This window comes from Cystobacter fuscus DSM 2262, assembly GCF_000335475.2.
In the GTDB taxonomy this organism is placed as follows: domain Bacteria; phylum Myxococcota; class Myxococcia; order Myxococcales; family Myxococcaceae; genus Cystobacter; species Cystobacter fuscus.
In genome coordinates this window covers 77,499-94,441 of sequence record NZ_ANAH02000011.1, presented here as the reverse complement: position 1 = coordinate 94,441, position 16,943 = coordinate 77,499, and the positions used below count along the sequence as shown (strand labels likewise).

Genomic DNA, 16,943 nt, shown 5'->3' with positions numbered 1-16,943 from the left:
TTTGAGGTCAAAACATACTACCCCACCACGAGGCCGGGTGGAACAGACGCGGAGACGCGAAAGGCGGGCGAGGAGCCGGGCGCGCTCCGGACATTGGCGCCCGGAAGGAGGATGGGGCATTGCTGCCAGGGCATGAGCGCCTCGTCCTCCTCGACCGACCTCTCCGACACACTGGCCGAGGGCCTCTTCCAGCACCCCGCCCTCTTGCGAGCGCTCGTCGACACGCTCTCCGAGCGGGTCATGGTCTCCGACGCCACGGGGCGCATCATCTACTTCAGCCCCTCGGCCCTCGAGTTCCAGGGGCTGGGACTCAAGAGCATGACGCAGGAGGAGTGGTACCAGCACTTCCGGTTCTCCGACCCGGACACCCGCGCCCCCGTGCCACCCGAGCGGCTGCCGGTGAACCGCGCGCTGCGAGGCGAGGAGGCCCCCTTCATCGATCTCTTCGTCCAGGCGGATCACCTGCCCACGGGGTACTACGTGCGCGTGAGCACCCGGACCGTGAGAGACGGGCAGGGGCGCCTGCTCGGCGTCCTGCTCTTCCTGCGCGACATCGCCCAGGAGCGGCGGGCCCAGGCCGAGCAGCGCCGCACCGAGCAGCGCTTCCACCTCATCGTGGAGGCGGCCCAGGAAGGCATCTGGATGCTGGACAGCGCGGGCCGCACCACCTACGCCAACCACTACATGGCGCGGATGCTCGGCTATACGGTGGAGGAGATGTTGGGCCAGCACGTGCTCGCGTTCGTCGACGCGGACAGCCACCGCCAGGTCACGCTCAACCTCGAGCGGCGCATGCAGGGGTACAGCTCCGTGCACGACATGGCGCTGCGCCACAAGGACGGGCGCTCCATCTGGACGATGCTGTCCTCCAATCCCCTGCGCGACGAGGAGGGCCGCTACACCGGAGCGCTCGCCACCGTCACCGACATCACCCAGCGCCGCGAGGCCGAGCAGCAGGTGCGCCGGCTCAACGAGGAGCTGGAGCGCCGCATCGCCGAGCGCACCGCCCAGCTCGAGTTCTCCAACCGGGAGCTGGAGGCGTTCGCCTACTCGGTGGCACATGACCTGCGCGCCCCCCTGCGCGCCATCTCCACCTTCAGCCTCGCGCTGAGCGAGGACTGCCCGGGCCAGCTCGACGCCACGGGCGAGGACTACCTCCAGCGCATCCGCGGCGCGGCGCAGCGCATGTCCGAGCTCATCGACGGCATCCTCACGCTCTCACGAGTCACCAGCACGGGGCTGCAGGAGACGGACGTCTCCCTGTCCGCCCTCGCGCGTGCCACCGCCGAGCAGCTCCAGCGCGGGCAGCCCGAGCGCACCGTGCACCTGCGCATCCAGGAGGGGCTGGTGGACCGGGGGGACGCGCGCATGCTGCGCTCGGTGCTGGAGAACCTGTTGGGTAACGCCTGGAAGTTCACCCGGGAGAGCCCCCGGGCGGAGATCGAGTTCGGCGCCCTGCCCGGGGAGGGCGGCCCGGGGCGCGTCTACTTCGTCCGGGACAATGGGGCGGGCTTCGACATGGGGTATCAGTCCCGGCTCTTCGGCGTCTTCCAGCGCCTGCACGGCCCCCAGGAATTCGAGGGCAATGGCGTGGGTCTGGCCACGGTGCGGCGTATCATCCAGCGCCATGGAGGCCGTGTCTGGGGCGAGGGGCGGGTGGGTCAGGGCGCCACCTTCTTCTTCACCCTGCACGACACCTCGAGTGGAGGCGCCCCCCCCTCCACGGACGGACAAAGGGACGCTGGACGAAGGAACAGCTGATGGCCACCCCCCTGAAACTGCTGCTCGTCGAGGATCTCGAGGACGATGCCCTGCTGGTGCTGCGCGAGCTGCGGCGCGGCGGCTATGACATCACCCACACCCGCGTCGAAACGGCCGAGGCCTTCACCCAGGCGCTCGACCAGGGGCCCTGGGACGCCATCATCGCGGACTACGCCCTGCCGCGCTTCGACGCGCTGGCCGCCTTCCGGCTGGTGAAGCAACGGGGCCTGGACCTGCCCTTCCTCATCGTCTCCGGACAGATGGGCGAGGACACCGCCGTGGCGGCCATGAAGGCCGGCGTCCACGACTTCCTGCTCAAGGATCGGCTCGGGCGGCTGGGGCCCGCCATGGCGCGCGAGCTCCGGGAGGCCGGCGTGCGGGCCGAGCGCCGGGGCATGCAGGAGCAGTTGCTCTTGTCGGACCGGCTCGCCTCGCTGGGGCTGCTGTCGGCCAGCGTGGCGCATGAAATCAACAACCCGCTCGCCTCGCTCATGGCCAACCTGGACTTCCTGCTGGAGGAGCGCGGCGAGCACGACTCCGGGCCGGCCGAGGGCCCCGACTCCGAGCAGGCGCAGGCGTTGATCGACTCGCGCATGTGCGCCGACCGCATCCGGGAGATCGTGCGCGACATCAAGGTCTTCTCGCGGCCGGAGGACAAGCAGCGCGGGCCCCTGGACGTGCACCGCGTGCTCGACTCGTCGCTGCGCATGGCGTGGAACCACGTCTCCCACCGGGCGCGCGTCATCAAGGAATACAACGCCACGTCCCAGGTGATCGGCGGCGAGGGCCCTCTCGGGCAGATCTTCCTCAACCTGCTCATCAACGCCGCGGACGCCATCGCCGACGGTCCCGGCATCGCGCGGGAGATCCGCCTGGTGACGCGCGAGGAAGAAGGCACCGGTCAGGTGCGCGTGGAGGTGCACGACACCGGCCGGGGCATCCCCCCGGAGCTGCGCGAGCGCATCTTCGAGCCCTTCTTCACCACCAAGCCGGTGGGCGTGGGCACGGGCCTGGGGTTGTCCATCTGCCGCCGCCTCGCGCTGGAACTGGGCGCCCAGTTCGGCGTGGAGAGCGAGATGGGGCGCGGCAGCGTGTTCCACCTGCTGCTGTCCCGCGCCGACGCCCTGGAGCCCCAGCCCTCGCGCGAGCTGCTCGCCCCCACGCAGCCCAGGTGCGTGCTCGTCCTGGATGACGATGCCATGGTGGGACGGGCGCTCCAGCGCCTGCTCGGAGCGCCCTGCGACATCCACGTGCTCGTCCAGGGCACCACCGCCCTGGCACGGGTGGCCGCGGGCCAGCGCTTCGACGCCATCCTCTGCGACCTGCTCATGCCGGAGATGGACGGCCCCCAGTTCTACGAGATGCTGCTCCAACTGGCGCCCGACCAGGCCCAGCGCGTCATCTTCATGACAGGGGGGGCGATCACCGAGAGCACCCGCGCCTTCCTCGACAGCACGGGCCGGCCCTGCCTCGACAAGCCCATCGAGTTGCAGAAGTTGCGCGCCCACATGGCCGCCCTGCCCCCGCTGGAAGCGCGCGCCCGCGCCTGAGCCGCCCCCCTCCCTCCAGGAGGACGAGGGCTCCCATCCGCCCGCATGTTGACGGCGAAAACATGAATGTTGACGACGAAAACATAGACGCTTACAGTGTCTACATCATGAGGGCGTGAACCGCTGCCGCGTCCCTGCGAGGGTGGACCATGAGCGATGACGTGTGGTTGAGGATCCTGAATGTCCCGGTGCTGCTGGGGTGGGCGGCGATGGTGTTCGCGCCCCGGACGCGGGTCACCCGGTGGTACCTGGAGAGTGACGTGCTGCCGCTGGTGATTGGCGGGGTGTACCTGCTGAAGGTCGCGCCGCACCTGCCAGGGCTGCTGAGCCAGTTCGACACGCTGCCGCACATCGAGGCCGCGCTGCGGATGCCGGGCATGTTGCTCGCGGGGTGGATCCACTACCTCGCGTTCGACTTCCTGGTGGGACGGGTGGTGCTCGCGGATGCGCAGCGCCGCGGCATCCCGCACCTGCTCGTGGTGCCGTGCCTGCTGCTGACCTTCATGCTCGGGCCGACCGGCTATCTTGCCTACGCCGTGGTCCGGCTCGCCACCCGGCGCTTCCTGCCCGCCGTGGCGCCCCTCCCCTCCGCCGCTCAACCCGCCCCCGCGCTGTAGCCCCAGGAGACACCCCATGTCGACCACGACCTACTCGCCCCGTGACGTCTGGAATCGGGCCTGGGCGCTCTCGCCCGCCCTCACCGTGAAGACGGTGCTCATGTTCGTGGGCGCCGTGCTCACCGCCCTGCTGCTGGGGGTGGATGCGCGCCAGCTCGTGGGCGAGCCGCTCTGGCTCAAGCCCTTCAAGTTCTACGTCTCGCTCACGATCTTCGAAGCCACCCTGCTCTATTTCTTCTCCTTCCTGCCGGAGCGCCGCCGCTTCCTGCGCCGGGTGGGTGTCGTCATCGCCGCCTGCGGCTACCTGGAGATGGTGGCCATCACGCTCCAGGCGGTGCGCGGGGTGCGCAGTCACTTCAACACCGCGACGGCGTTCGACCAGGCCGTCTTCTCCTCCATGGGCATCGCCATCACCGTCATGTGGGTCACCGTGCTGGTCTTCGCCCTCGTCCTGTTGCGCTCGAAGCTGGAGGATCGGGTCCTGGCCTCGACGCTGCGGATGGGCCTGCTCGTGACGCTGGTGGGCATGGGGCTCGGGTTCTTCATGACCACGCCCCACGGCGAGCAGCTCGAGACGCTGGCCTCCGGCCAGAGGCCGCTCGAGGTGGGCGCGCACACCTTTGGTGGACGGGATGGGGGCCCGGGCCTGCCGCTCGTGGGGTGGAGCCGCACGGCGGGAGACATGCGGCCCGCGCACTTCGTCGGGATGCACGCCCTCCAGGTGTTGCCGCTGCTCGCGCTGGGGCTCGCGCGCCGCAAGCAGCGCTCCGAGTCGCGGGAGCTGGCGTGGGTGCGCGCGGTGGGAGTGGGCTACCTGGGCATCACCCTGGTGCTCGGGCTCCAGGCCCTGCGTGGCCAGTCCATCGTCTCCTGGGACTCCACGGGTCTCACGAGCCTGGGCGCGGTGGTGGGAGCGAGCCTCCTCACGCTCGCCGCCCACCCGCTGCGCCGCCGCGCGCCCGGGTCCCTCCCGCCGCCCGCGCCCGCAAGCATGGGATGAGCGAAGAAGGTGTCACCTGGTGGTGCTCATCCGCTACCTGCTGTGGATCGGGGACGCGGCCGTCCATGAAGCCACCGGGCGGGTGTTACATTCGGTGCTGGATGAGCAACGCGCGGAGGAGCTGATGCGGAGCTATGGCGAGGAACTCATCGAGCGTGGTCGCCAACAAGGTCTGACGAAGGGCCGGGAAGAGGGTCTGATCCGAGGGCGTGCCGAGTACGTCCTGCGGGTTCTCGCCACGCGGGGTCTGTACGTCGACGAAGCGGCCCGGCAGCGCATCCTCACCTGCATGGAGCTGGCGACCCTCGACCGCTGGTTCGATCGGGCCCTGAACGCCACGACCCTCTCCGACGTGCTGGACGACCTGACGCAGTAGAGTCAGAGCGTCCCCACCTTGCAGTCCGGAAGCGCCCGTCGCAGCCGCTCGATCTCCTCGGGAGGAATGGGCGTCCAGTACAGGTCCAGCGTCTTGAGGCTCTTCAGCTGGAAGAGACAGGCCGGGAGGGATTTGAGCGCCGTCGCCTGCAGGTCGAGGAACGTCAGCCGCTCGAGCCGACCCAGTTCCTCGGGGAGCGTGGTGAGCCCCGTGTTCTTCAGGTTGAGCGACTCGAGCGCTTGGAGCTGCCCCACCTCGGGAGGAAGGGAGAGCAGCTCGCGATTGAAGGACAGATCGAGCTTCTTCAGCTTCCGGAGCTGGCCCAGTTCCCCGGGCAGTTGCTTGAGCCCCGTCGAGCCCAGCCACAGCCGCTCCAGCTCCGAGAACTCACCGATCGACGCCGGCAGCGTCCCCAGCTTCCGGCCGTTCAGCGTGAGCTCCTTCTCCGTCCTGGGAAACGCGGCCAGCACCCCCTCCGCGCTCCCCTTCTTGGGAAGCTTCACCGCCACCTTCATCTCGAGGGACTCGCCCTCGAGGCCCAGCGGCTCTCCCAGCGCCTCGTCGTCCCCGCCCTCCCCGTCCAGCGCCGAGAGCGCTTCGCCCAGCGCGTCCATTTCCGCCTCGAGCCAGGTGGAGAACGGCCCCAGCTCGCTCTCGGGCAGGCTGTCCTCCACGTTCCAGACCACCAGCTCACCGCCGGCCTCGCTCTTGCCGAAGCAGTACCCGTTGACGTCGTTGATGTCGCGGGAGGCGAACATCACGAAGCGGTAGGTGTGGGTACCGGCTTCTCGTTCCGAGCGCACCGCATCCCACGGACGGCTGGGCTCCCCCATCTGCTGGGAGAGATTCAGCATCCATCGGGGAGGAAGAAAGCCCAGCGCCGTGTCACCGGTGTTGACCCACCGGTAACCCAGCTCCTTCACGAACTGGAGATAGTCCTGGGGGAGCAGCGGGGAGGGCTCGAACGCGTGCGCGAAGGACATGCCACGCGGCTCGAGTTCCGCGGGGTAGCCCCCGATGGAGGCCTTGCCGAGCGCCTTGGAGAACTGCTTCTCCAGACGCTTCCACTCCTTCGCGAGCGGGGTGTCACCAGACTTCTTCACCGCCTTCTTCGCCACCATCGCTCCCTCGAATCATGCAGCCGGGCGCCCCTCGGCCGGGGCTCATGCTCTACCCGCTGTGCATGGATTCGTGAAGCGAACTCACGAGGACGCGGCGCTCTGCTCCGCGCCAGCGGCCTGCATCCGGGAAGCGTGAACCCGCCTGGCCAGCGCGTGGTAGTAGCGGTGGAGGCCCACGTTGAGCGGATCCACGCGCAGCGCCTCCGTGTAGCGCGCCAGCGCGCCCTCGAGCACGTGCTGCGCCTCCAGGACGACGCCCCCGTCGAACAGCTCCCGCGCGCGCGCCTCCGCGTCCGGCCGGGCGGCGAGGAACGCCTGACGCAGGCGGTTGACCGACGCATGCGGCACTCCAGCCGCGAGGCAATGCGCCACGCCGTGGAAGTTGCCCCGGGACGCATCGAAGCGGGCGCGCGCCAGCGGCTCCCCCAGCGTGCGCCGGGCGGCCTCCAATCTGCCGTGCAGGGCTTCCAGCGCCTGGCGCTGCTCGGCCGGCAGCGGCCGGTGCCAGAAGGGCGCCAGCCGGCGCTCGGCCAGCGCGAGGCGCCGCGTCACCTCGGCGAAGTCCGCATACGGTGGAATGGACAGCAGCGAGTAGGGATCCTGTCCGCACGCGCTCGCCAGCGTGAGGATCCGCGCGAGCTCCGCATCCGGCGGGGTCTCCGGCGGCGGCGGCGCCAGGGCCTGGGCGATGAGCCGGCGCACGTCCTCGGAGGGCTCGGAGAACTGGAGGATGAAGCCCTGACGGCCTCCCCACGTCCGCGCCTCCTCGGCGGGCAGCAGGCGCACCACGTCCGCCATGCACGCGAGCACCCACCCATTGAGGGACAACTCCACCTCCAGGCGCGCGCCCAGGCGGGGCAGCTCCCCATCACAGGCGATGCGCAGCCCGTCATCGCTCACGTCGTTCACGAAGACCGGCACCAGTCCGCTTCCCCCGGCCCCCTCCACCCGCACCTGGAAGGCCGCGGGCGCCATGCACCCGAACGCGGGCCGCCGCATCGCCTCGTTGAGCGCCGCCCGGAAGGCGCGCGCGGTGGCGAAGCGATCATCCGGCCGCAGCGACAGGGCCTGCATCAACACCGCGGAGAGCGCGGCGGGCACCTGCTCGTCCAACTGGTGCGGCGCCAGCGGCACGCTCGGCTCGTGCACGAGCAGCATCTCCCCCATGCGGCCCCCGCCGCCGAAGGGAAGCCGTCCCGTCAGCAGCCGGTAGCCCAGCACCGCGAGCGAGTACAGGTCCGCGCGGCCATCCGGCTCGGCGCGCACCCACAGCTCGGGCGCGAGGTAGGCCGGGCTGCCCACCACCATGCCCGCGGCGAGCTCCTCCGGCGAGAAGCCCTCGGCCAGGGTGCTCGCCATGCCGAAGTCGAGGATCTTCACGCGCCGCGAGCCGTCGCGCGCGGTGGTGAGCACCAGGTTCTCCGGCTTGAGGTCGCGGTGGACGATGCCGCTGGCGTGCGCGGCCTCCAGCCCCTCGAGCACCTGGAGCAGCAGGAACACCACTTCCGCGGGCGGCAGGGGCAGCGGCAGCCGCGACAGGGCGAGGCCGTCCACGTACTCCATGAGCAGACAGTGGTGGCCAGTGGGCGCCTGGCGCACGTCGAGCACCCGCGCCACGTTCGGATGCACGAGGTTTTTCAGCGTGCGCGCCTCCGCGTAGAAGCGCTGGAGCACCGCGGGTGTGCGCGCCAGGTGGCCATGCAGCACCTTCACCGCGAAGAGCGCCCCACTCGACGGGTGCTCGGCGAGGTACACGCTCCCCAGCGTCCCCGTGCCCAGCTTGCGCACGAACACCAACGGCCCGTACCCCATGCCGGACAGCGTCTCGCTGTCGCACGGGAAGTCGTCGCCGGGGGTGCAGGGCGCCCCCGCTTCATGCTCTGTCAGACATCGTTCACAACCCATCGCCGCCCCCGGCCGCGCCCGTCTGGCGGGTCGCGTGGCACGGAAGCATTGCAACCTCCGTGCACTCCTTGCCGTGGATGGAAGCGAACACGGCAAGTCCCGGAAGCAGGCGAAATAGCGGACGGACGGTGAACCGGCTCCGTCATTCCTACAAATCCGGCCCTGAAAAAAACGCAGAGTGCCCGGGGGAACTCAGAGGAACTTGTCGCGCTTGCGGGCCTTGAGGGCCTCGACCACCTTGCGCACGTCCTGGCTCTTGTCCTTGGGGACGACGAGCACCGCGTCGCCCGAGTCCACGACGACCATGTCGGTGAGGCCCACCACCGCGAGCGGCCGCTTGTCGGCGAGCACCACGCAGCCCTTGCAGTCCACCACCACCGCCTCGGGGCCGGAGACGACGTTGCCATGCTCGTCCGCGGGGCGTACCTCGGGGATGGCCGAGAAGGAGCCCACGTCGGACCAGCCGAAGTCGCCCGGCAGCACCGCCAGGTTCTTCGCCTTCTCCATCACCCCGTAGTCGATGGAGACCGAGGGCAGCTTGGGGAAGACGCGCTTGAGCGCGGCCGGGAAGGTGCGCTTGCCCACCGTCTTGCGCAGCGCGTCCAGGCCCTTGCGCATCTCCGGCATGTGCTCGTCGAAGGCGGCGAGGATGGCGTCCGCGCGGAAGACGAAGATGCCCGCGTTCCACACGTACTCGCCCGAGTCCACGTAGCGCCGCGCCGTCTCCGGGTCCGGCTTCTCGCGGAAGGCCTTCACCTGACGGCCGCCACCCGGGAGCGCCTCGCCCACCTGGATGTAGCCATAGCCCGTCTCCGGCCGCTGGGGCGTGATGCCCAGCGTGACGAGGTGCCCGCCGGCCGCCACGCGCGCCGCCTCGGTGAGGACCTTCTGGAAGCCCTTGGGGTCCGCCACGTGGTGGTCCGAGGGCAGCACCACGAGGATGCCCTCGGGGTCCTTCGCCGCCACGGCCAGGGCCGCCAGCGCGATGGCCGGCGCGGTGTTGCGCGCCACCGGCTCCACGAGGAGGTTCTTCTTGGGCAGCCCCTTCACGAGCCTGGCCGCCTGCTTCGCGTGCGAGGGACCGCAGACGATGAGCGTGTCCTTCACCGTGGCCAGGCCCTTGAGCCGGGCGACGGTGTCGGAGATGAGCGGATTCTTCGAGGCGAGCGGGAGGAACTGCTTGGGACGGGCCTTGCGCGACAGGGGCCAGAACCGGGTGCCGGAACCACCGGCCATGATGACGGGATGGATTGCCATGGGCGGCGCAACATAGCGCCTCGCCCGACGCCTGCCAGCGGCTCGACTGTCTGGTTACCCAACGAGTTCGGGCAGGAGTTTTGACCCGGGGGCCAAAAGCCAGTCTCATGTCGCCCGCGTTGGAGTCCAAGCACACATCGGTCGGGTTGACGCTCGCCCTCACACTGGCACTCGCGGTGGGGCTGTCGCTCGCCCCGGTGCCGGAGGCATGGCGTCCCATCCCCAGCCTCGCCCAGGGTCCGGTGGTGCCACGACTGGTGGCGCTCGTCACCACGTCGAGCGCCGCCTCCAAGCGCAAGGCAGTGGGCGTGGAGCCCGACGCGGAGCGCAACACGCCCGAGGTGCCCATCCTCCCCGAGGAGGACGAGCCCGAGCTGGCCTCGGCCGGGAGCACCGACGCGGGCGTCCCGCTCGAGCCCGTGGCCCCGGTGGCCCAGGCCGAGGCGGACTCGCTGGGACTGTCGGGCCTGGGCGCCGCCACGCGCGAGGACGCCCTGCGCCTGGAGGCCCTGCGCGAGAAGATGGAGGCGCGGCACGTGGACCTGGAGCCCGGCTGCCGGCGCCAGGGGCCCTCGGGGTGCGAGGAGAGCGGACTGGCCCCCTTCTTCCAGGCACTGCGCGCGCTGGACGAGGGCCGCCGCACCGTGCCCGTGCGCGTGGAGCACCTGGGTGACTCGCTCATCGCGTCCGACCACATCACCGACGTGGCGCGCGAGCGCCTCCAGGAGCGCCATGGCTCGGGGGGCAAGGGCTTCCTCTACATCGATCGCCCTACGCGCTCGGGCCGGGGCACGCGCGCGGGGCAGGCCTCCGCGGGCTGGGAGTTCACCCGCATCATCGACCGCGCCCCGCCAAAGGATCGCCTGCCCATGACGGGCGTGGCCTTCGCCGCGAACGCGGGGGCCCAGGACGTGCGCTTCTCCGTCGAGGACGCGCGCACCGCGGAGCTCTTCTTCCTCGCTCAACCCGGCGGCGGCTCCGTGCAGGTGTTCGTGGATGGCAAGCCGCTGCAACGCGTGCAGACGCGCTGGAGCCCGGCGGAGGTGGCCTCGGCCCGGGTGAAGCTGCCCGAGGGCGCCAAGACGCTCACGCTCAAGACGCGCGGCAAGGTGGAGCTGCATGGCGTGTCGCTGGAGAACGGCACCCCGGGCGTGGTGTACGACACCCTGGGGTTGCCGGGCGCCTACGCGGGCGTCTTCCTGCGCACGCACCCGCCCTACTTCCGCTCGCAGATGCGCCAGCGCAAGCCGTCGCTGGTGGTGCTCATGTTCGGCGGCAACGAGGCCTTCCGCCTGTCGCGCGAGTGGACGAAGCTCGAGGAGATCAAGCAGGAGGCCGAGCAGTTGGTGAAGCGCGTGCGCGAGTCCGCGCCGGACGCCGCGTGCCTCGTCTGGTCTCCCATCGACGCGGCGGTGCGCACGATGGGCGGCGAGCTGGTGCCGCGCCGGGGCTCGCGCGCCGTGGCGGACGTCTTCCGCGAGGTGGCCCGGGACGGCGGCTGTGCCTACTGGGACGCGCTCAGCGCCATGGGCGACGAGGGCTCCGCCATCCGCTGGCTGTCCGCGGGCCTGCTCAACGAGGACCTCATCCATCCGCGCGCCAAGGGCTCGAACCTGCTCGGGCACCTCTTCGATCTGGCGATCCAGCGCGCCTATGCCGCGAGCGCCCCGCCCCGCGTGGCCCTGGTGGACCCGCCGGGACTCCAGCACGCGGACAAGGCCCTCGCGGCCACCTTCAAGCACCTGCTCGCGCTGGAGAAGGGCGAGGGCTCGCGCGTGGGCATCCTCCAGTTCGGCGCCTCGCCCACGGACACGCGGCCCTTCACGGAGGCCGTGCGCGGCGCGCTGACGAAGCGCTTCGGCGACGCGGGCCGAGGCTTCATCGCCGCGGGCCCGGCCTCGGAGGGGCTCGCCGCCGTGGGCGTGACGCGCGAGCTGACGGGTGACTGGACGATGGAGGACGCGCTGAAGGCCGCTGCGCCCGGACAGGCCTTTGGCCTCGGGGGCGTGCGCGCGGTGGGAGCGCCCCAGGCGGCCTCGCGCATCCGCTTCTGCGAGGGATGCCCCGCGGCCGCCACGCCGCCGGCGCGGCTGTCGCTGTACACGCTGGATGGGCCCGGTGCGGGAGGCCTGGAGGTGACGGTGGACGGCGCCGCCATACCGCCCGAGCCGCCGCCGCCCGAGCCCTTCACCACGCCCACGGTGCGCGTGCGCTCCTTCCCCGTGTCCGGCCCCGCGCACGAGGTGGTGGCGCGCAACACGGGCGGGGGAAGCCTCACGGTGCTAGGAGCGGCGCTGGACCTGGAGCAGCCGGGCATCGGCTATGACGCCGTGGAGCTGCCGGAGGCCACCGCCACCACCCTGGCGGGCCTCGAGTCCCAGGCGCTCGCCGCGCAGCTCTCCTCGCGCCAGCCGCGCCTGCTCGTCTTCGCGTATGGCCAGAACGAGAGCGCGAGGAAGGACCTGGATGCCCAGGGGCTGCGCGCGGAGTACGGCGCGCTCATCGCCCGGCTCAAGAAGGACGCGGGCGGAGCCGAGTGCCTCGTGCTCGGCGCGCCGGACCGGCAGGAGTTGAAGCCGGACGGGACGTGGGAGGACGCGCCGGGGCTGGCCACGGTGGTGACGGTGCTGCCCGAGGTGGCGCGCGAGCAGGGCTGCGCGTACTGGTCCGCGCGAGCCGCCATGGGCAAGGGTGGCATGGCGCGCTGGCAGGCCGAGGGCCTGGGCCACACCGACGGAAGCCACCTGACGCCCGAGGGCGAGGAGAAGCTCGCGGGCCTGTTCCTGAACGATCTGCTCGCGGCCTACGAGTCCTTCAAGGCCCAGCCTCCGGCGCTCGCGGTGGAGGGCCGCTGACGTGTACTTCCACAGCCTCCAGTTCCTCTTCTTCCTCACCGCCACCTTCGCCCTCTACTGGGCGGTGCACCGCCACAAGTGGGCGCGGCTCGGCGTGTTGATGGGGGCGAGCGTCCTCTTCTATTCCATGTGGACGCCGTGGCCGATCCTGCTGTTCGCGGGGGCCACGGCCATCAACCACCTGTGCATCAAGGGCATCCGGCGCTTCGATTCGCAGGGGGCGCGCCGCGCGCTGCTCACGCTCTCCATCGTCAGCACGCTCGGGGTGCTGTGCGCCTTCAAGTACGCGGACCTGTTCCGCGAGAGCGCGCGGGCGCTGCTCGAGCCCCTGGGCGTGGCGGTGCGCGCCGAGCCCTTCGGGCTGCTGTTGCCGGTGGGACTGTCCTTCTTCACCTTCCAGGCGCTCAGCTACGTCATCGACCACTATCGGGGGGAAATCCCGAAGGAGCGCACGTACTTCGAGCACCTGCTCTACCTGCTCTTCTTCCCGCACCTGGTGGCGGGGCCCATCGTGCGCGCCTCGCACCTCATCGAGCGCTTCGACGACGTGCCCTCGCTGACGGCGGAGCAAGGGGGCCAGGGGCTGTACCGGATCGCGGTGGGACTGGCCAAGAAGCTGGTGATCGCGGACGTACTGGGCAGTGGGCTGGTGGATCCGGTGTTCGCCACGCCGGAGGCGTACACCTCGGCCGAGTGCTTCGTGGCGGCGGTGGCCTACAGCTTCGAGCTGTATTTCGACTTCTCGGCGTACTCGGACATCGCGATTGGGACGGCGGCGCTCTTCGGCTTCAAGTTCGAGGAGAACTTCAACCGGCCGTACCTGGCGACGAACCTGTTCGAGTTCTGGAGCCGCTGGCACATCAGCCTGTCCACGTGGCTGCGCGACTACCTGTACCGGCCGCTGGGCGGCAACCGGGTGTCCAAGCCGCGGGCGCTCTTCAACCTCATGGTGGTGATGGGGCTCGGAGGGCTGTGGCACGGGGCGGACTGGCGCTTCGCCATCTGGGGCCTGGCGCACGGGGCGATGGAGTGCGGCATCCGGGTGTGGTGGTGGGTGACGGGCAAGCCGCCGAAGGAAGGGAAGGTGGCGATGGTGCGCGCGGGCTTCGGCATGCTGGCCACCTTCCTGGTGGTGGTGCTCACGCGCGTCGTCTTCCGCTCGCCCACGCTCGAGCACGCGGGGGAGATGTACCTGCGGCTGATGGAGGGCAGCATGGGCCTGGCCAACGTGAGCACGCTGGTGTGGGTGATATTGGCGGTGGCGGCGGTGAGCCACGTGACGCCCCTGCGGCTGTTCCACCAGGCGGGAGAGTTGTTCGTGCGGATGCCGGTGCCGGTACGCGCGGTGGTGCTGGTGGCGGTGGGCCTGGGCGTGCGCCACCTGGCCTCCGTCGAGACGCGCCCCTACGTCTACTTCCAGTTCTGAGCTCCGCTTCAGGCGCTGGAGTTCAGGTGCGCTTCTCCTGAAAGGGCTCGGCGACGACCTGAGACGCGTCCTCATGGACGATGGACCCGGGCCGCCATTCGCGTGATGTCCTGCTGCCGCGTGCGCTACACCTTTTGACGCACCGCATCCCCAGGCCTTGCAGGCCTTGCAGGGCGCGGTTGCATGAACAGGCCTTGCAGCTCGCCTTGGCAAGAAGGCGTTGCACTGCAATGCTTTCAAGGAGTTACGCGGCGGACCAGAGCGTATGACGGTTCGAGCTTCCTCGGGACGCGGGAAGCGGAGGGCGCACGATGACTCTGGGAAAGCGGTTGGGCGGGTATGTGGAGCAGCTCGGACTGAAGCAGACGGCCGTCGCGGCGAGGTGGCTCGAACGGTGGAAGGAGCAGGGGAACAACGGCCCTACATGGAGCGATACCACCATCGACTCCCACCTCAGCCGGGCCTTGAATGATTCGCAGCAGGGCATCCGGTTCTTCTTCCAGGACCGCTCCCGGGGAGCCCTGCTCCTCGAGGTGCTCCAGGCCCCGCCGGGCGACCACGAGGAGGTGTTCAAGCTGGCCGATTCCGCCCTTCGGCAGGAAGGGGCGCCCGCACGAGTCGTCATCGACGCCACGGGCTGGGCCGCGAGCGTGAGGAACGCCGACACCCTCTTCGCGGAGCTCAAGCGGCTGCTCGTGACGGAGGGCCCCCATCCCATCGACCTCATCCTCCTTGAGGAACAGTACGATCGGCTGCCGCGCAGCTTCGATTCTTTCGAGAAGGAGAAGAAGCTGCGGCTGGTGCAAGTGAAGACGCCCGAGCAGGGTTGGGAAGCCGCACAGGCAAGGGCGGAGGAGCAGGGAGTCTTGCTGTCCGCTCGGCGCTTCCCGGTCTTTGAGCGCTGGCTCGCCGCCGACTTCGATGGCCAAGCCTTGCGGATCGAGCCCAAACAGGGTCTGGAGCAGCTGCGCACCCGAGGCGCCCTGCCATCGCTCGAACCCGTGACGCATGACCTGACCGAGGTAGTGCCCACCGGGGAAGAGCACGGCTCCGGACTCAAGACGTACTCGGCCTGTGAGCAGCACCGCTGGATGCGAGTGCTGCGCTCGGAGGAGGCGTCGGCGCGCAGCGGCGCCGATGCCCGGACCCGGCAGGGACTGGCGCGCTACCTGGACATCACCGCCACGTCCACGGAGCAGGAACGCCTGGACGCGAAGGTGCGGGCCCTGCAACAGGAGCTGCCCGGGTCGGTGAAAATCCAGGCCGTATCCGCCGAGGAGCTGAAGTCCCAGCAGGACCGCGCCCACCGCCGTCAGCTGGCGCCCACCGTGCTTCAGGTGGGGAGCGTCGTGCACCTGCTCAACGTCCCCGACGGGGCCCGGCTCGCCCAGTCGCGTCCCTGGGTGAGCGTCCACGACATCGTCCCGGACCCCACCGCGCTCAGCCTCCTGCTCGCCGAGGTGGACCGGTGGTCCGAGTTCGACTTCCTGCGCGATCCCTACCTTGACCACCTCATCAGCCGACTGGACCCCGAGGAGAAGCAGCGCACCGCCTTCCTCCATGCCCGCGCCGGGCTCCTGTTGACGCCCGCCCTGAAACCCCAGACGGTGGCGCCCGAGGCGCACTGGCGGCCCCTGCTCGAGGAGCTGCTGTCAGGCGACCCGCCCGCCGCTCAACTGCGGGTCCATCTGTCCAATGCGGTGCTCGACGAGCGCGATGACGAGCACGATGACGAGCGCGATTACGAGATCAAACGGACGTACTTTCTGCTGATGCAATCCCGTATGGAGCACCTCAAGCAGATTCCAGTCACTCCCCTGCGGCACGTTCCTCCTTTTGGAGACACGCTTATTGATCGGACGGACAATCCACTCATTGGCACAGGCGGCACTTCATCGCGCGCCCTCTTCGTTAGTAGCCAATACTCCAGGCCCTCCGTCCTGGTCGCCAACACTGCCTCCCGGGCGAGAGACTCGGAATTCTGGCTGGATGCCTACGAAGCCAGTGAAAGCCACTCCACCGAAGCGTTTTCCTCTCGTTATGACGACAGGTATAACCGTCGATACCTGCCGCCGCTGCAACACTGGCAAACCACGCCCCTGCACATCGCTCCCGAGTACTGGGAAATGGCGGACCGCGAGCTGGCTCTGGCCTGGCTTGCCCTGCGCATGGCCCTCCTGAATCCACGCGCCATCCGGCTGCCCGATGGAGCCGTCCTCCTGCAATTGGGCGGCTCGTTCTTCGCGGAGTTGCGTGTCACCCGTCTGGCCCAATCCGCCATGTCGTCGCAGGTCCAGGCCTGCCTGTTCCTCGATACCAACATCCAAGCGTTCAAGCGAACCACCCAACCAGAGGGCTACCTCATGACGGACGAAGCCTTCCGCATCTCGGACCTCGTCACGACTCATACGGTCACGGGCGGCTATGACTTCGGCGCCAGGCTGCCCAAGTGGATCCACATCCTGGGCGAGCGGACTTGCGCCGACATCCGCTTCCGAGGATCGGCCCTCTTCTCCGAGGCCACGCCCTCGCCGCTCCATCCCGCGGCGGTCGCGCGCATCGATCAGGAAAAGAAGCAAGCCGCGCAAGCACTCGCGGCGGCCAAGGCCAGCGCTGATGCCGAGGACCGCGCAGCCGCCGATGACGATGACGACTACGACTCCGAAGACTGAACCGGGCCGAACCGGCTCCCGAGGAGGGAGCGGCTCTCCCAAGGAGGAGAGGGCGAGCGTGGCGACAGAGGCAGTAGCCAGCAAGGAACCGATGACGGAGAGGACGCCGCGAGTGGATTCTCGCGCAGTTGCTCAGCAGGACGTTCGACTTCGACGTGTTCGTCGGCGTGAGGTGTGGAGGCAGGCGGCGGCTCTTGGCGGACGTGAAGGGAGTGGCAGGGGTGCGTGCGGTGGTGCTGGTGACGGTGGGCCTGGGCGTGCGCCACCTCGCGTCCGTCGAGACGCGCCCCTACGTCTACTTCCATTTCTGACCGCCGCGTCGGGCGTTGGTGCTCAGGTGCGCGTTGCCCAGCGTCAACTCCCCGGACACAGGGGACCTGCTCCACTGCCTCCCCGCCTGGGT

12 protein-coding genes are annotated in these 16,943 nt (G+C 69.8%); 9 read left to right on the top strand and 3 right to left on the bottom strand.

The genetic code is table 11. The features are described 5' to 3' along the window. The first annotated feature begins 132 nt into the window (after window positions 1-132). The 5 genes from D187_RS50160 to D187_RS20750 all read left to right on the top strand — a co-directional run bounded on the left by D187_RS50160 (window position 133) and on the right by D187_RS20750 (window position 5,304). Window positions 133-1,761: a sensor histidine kinase gene (locus D187_RS50160; RefSeq protein WP_002626508.1), complete on the top strand. Its 1,629-nt coding sequence runs from the start codon at window positions 133-135 to the stop codon at window positions 1,759-1,761. After that, window positions 1,761-3,311, top strand: coding sequence for a hybrid sensor histidine kinase/response regulator (locus tag D187_RS20765; protein WP_002626507.1), 1,551 nt, complete (start codon window positions 1,761-1,763; stop codon window positions 3,309-3,311). Before D187_RS50160 ends, D187_RS20765 begins: the two co-directional genes overlap by 1 nt. Window positions 3,312-3,460: 149 nt before the next feature. Further along, window positions 3,461-3,928 (top strand): ABA4-like family protein, encoded by a 468-nt coding sequence (locus tag D187_RS20760; RefSeq protein ID WP_002626506.1) that lies wholly within the window; start codon window positions 3,461-3,463, stop codon window positions 3,926-3,928. A gap of 16 nt (window positions 3,929-3,944) precedes the next feature. Continuing rightward, on the top strand, window positions 3,945-4,928 hold the full coding sequence (locus D187_RS20755) for a hypothetical protein (protein WP_002626505.1): 984 nt from the start codon (window positions 3,945-3,947) through the stop codon (window positions 4,926-4,928). Between the two features lie 19 nt (window positions 4,929-4,947). Further along, the gene (locus D187_RS20750; protein ID WP_002626504.1) at window positions 4,948-5,304 is read left to right on the top strand and encodes an RpnC/YadD family protein; all 357 of its coding nucleotides are present in this window, start codon (window positions 4,948-4,950) and stop codon (window positions 5,302-5,304) included. A 2-nt stretch (window positions 5,305-5,306) separates the two neighbouring features. Here the strand turns inward: D187_RS20750 and D187_RS57970 are convergent, their stop codons facing one another. The 3 genes from D187_RS57970 to D187_RS20735 all read right to left on the bottom strand — a co-directional run bounded on the left by D187_RS57970 (window position 5,307) and on the right by D187_RS20735 (window position 9,587). Continuing rightward, a complete protein-coding gene (locus tag D187_RS57970) occupies window positions 5,307-6,425 on the bottom strand; it encodes a leucine-rich repeat domain-containing protein (RefSeq protein ID WP_245591774.1) in 1,119 nt (372 codons plus the stop codon). An 81-nt stretch (window positions 6,426-6,506) separates the two neighbouring features. Further along, the gene (locus D187_RS20740) at window positions 6,507-8,330 is read right to left on the bottom strand and encodes a serine/threonine-protein kinase (RefSeq protein ID WP_002626502.1); all 1,824 of its coding nucleotides are present in this window, start codon (window positions 8,328-8,330) and stop codon (window positions 6,507-6,509) included. A gap of 192 nt (window positions 8,331-8,522) precedes the next feature. After that, window positions 8,523-9,587 carry a mannose-1-phosphate guanylyltransferase gene (locus D187_RS20735; protein WP_002626500.1) on the bottom strand — a complete coding sequence of 355 codons (1,065 nt, stop codon included), beginning with the start codon at window positions 9,585-9,587 and terminating at the stop codon, window positions 8,523-8,525. 107 nt (window positions 9,588-9,694) lie between these two features. Between D187_RS20735 and D187_RS20730 the strand changes: the two genes are divergently transcribed. The 4 genes from D187_RS20730 (at window position 9,695) to D187_RS55315 (ending at window position 16,851) form a co-directional block, all read left to right on the top strand. After that, the gene (locus D187_RS20730; protein WP_002626499.1) at window positions 9,695-12,442 is read left to right on the top strand and encodes a GDSL-type esterase/lipase family protein; all 2,748 of its coding nucleotides are present in this window, start codon (window positions 9,695-9,697) and stop codon (window positions 12,440-12,442) included. Window position 12,443: 1 nt separating this feature from the next. Next, window positions 12,444-13,868 carry an MBOAT family O-acyltransferase gene (locus tag D187_RS20725; RefSeq protein WP_002626498.1) on the top strand — a complete coding sequence of 475 codons (1,425 nt, stop codon included), beginning with the start codon at window positions 12,444-12,446 and terminating at the stop codon, window positions 13,866-13,868. A gap of 311 nt (window positions 13,869-14,179) precedes the next feature. Next, window positions 14,180-16,540 carry a hypothetical protein gene (locus D187_RS20720; protein WP_043430883.1) on the top strand — a complete coding sequence of 787 codons (2,361 nt, stop codon included), beginning with the start codon at window positions 14,180-14,182 and terminating at the stop codon, window positions 16,538-16,540. 128 nt (window positions 16,541-16,668) lie between these two features. Next, on the top strand, window positions 16,669-16,851 hold the full coding sequence (locus D187_RS55315) for a hypothetical protein (protein WP_002626496.1): 183 nt from the start codon (window positions 16,669-16,671) through the stop codon (window positions 16,849-16,851). Window positions 16,852-16,943 lie beyond the last annotated feature (92 nt).

Excerpts from the sequence above, each read along its gene's own strand:
- D187_RS57970 (WP_245591774.1), bottom strand. The coding sequence starts at position 6,425 with ATGGTGGCGAAGAAGGCGGTGAAGAAGTCTGGTGACACCCCGCTCGCG.
- D187_RS20730 (WP_002626499.1), top strand. The coding sequence starts at position 9,695 with ATGTCGCCCGCGTTGGAGTCCAAGCACACATCGGTCGGGTTGACGCTC.
- D187_RS20740 (WP_002626502.1), bottom strand. The coding sequence starts at position 8,330 with ATGGGTTGTGAACGATGTCTGACAGAGCATGAAGCGGGGGCGCCCTGC.
- D187_RS20765 (WP_002626507.1), top strand. The coding sequence starts at position 1,761 with ATGGCCACCCCCCTGAAACTGCTGCTCGTCGAGGATCTCGAGGACGAT.
- D187_RS20760 (WP_002626506.1), top strand. The coding sequence starts at position 3,461 with ATGAGCGATGACGTGTGGTTGAGGATCCTGAATGTCCCGGTGCTGCTG.
- D187_RS50160 (WP_002626508.1), top strand. The coding sequence starts at position 133 with ATGAGCGCCTCGTCCTCCTCGACCGACCTCTCCGACACACTGGCCGAG.
- D187_RS20720 (WP_043430883.1), top strand. The coding sequence starts at position 14,180 with ATGACTCTGGGAAAGCGGTTGGGCGGGTATGTGGAGCAGCTCGGACTG.
- D187_RS20755 (WP_002626505.1), top strand. The coding sequence starts at position 3,945 with ATGTCGACCACGACCTACTCGCCCCGTGACGTCTGGAATCGGGCCTGG.
- D187_RS20735 (WP_002626500.1), bottom strand. The coding sequence starts at position 9,587 with ATGGCAATCCATCCCGTCATCATGGCCGGTGGTTCCGGCACCCGGTTC.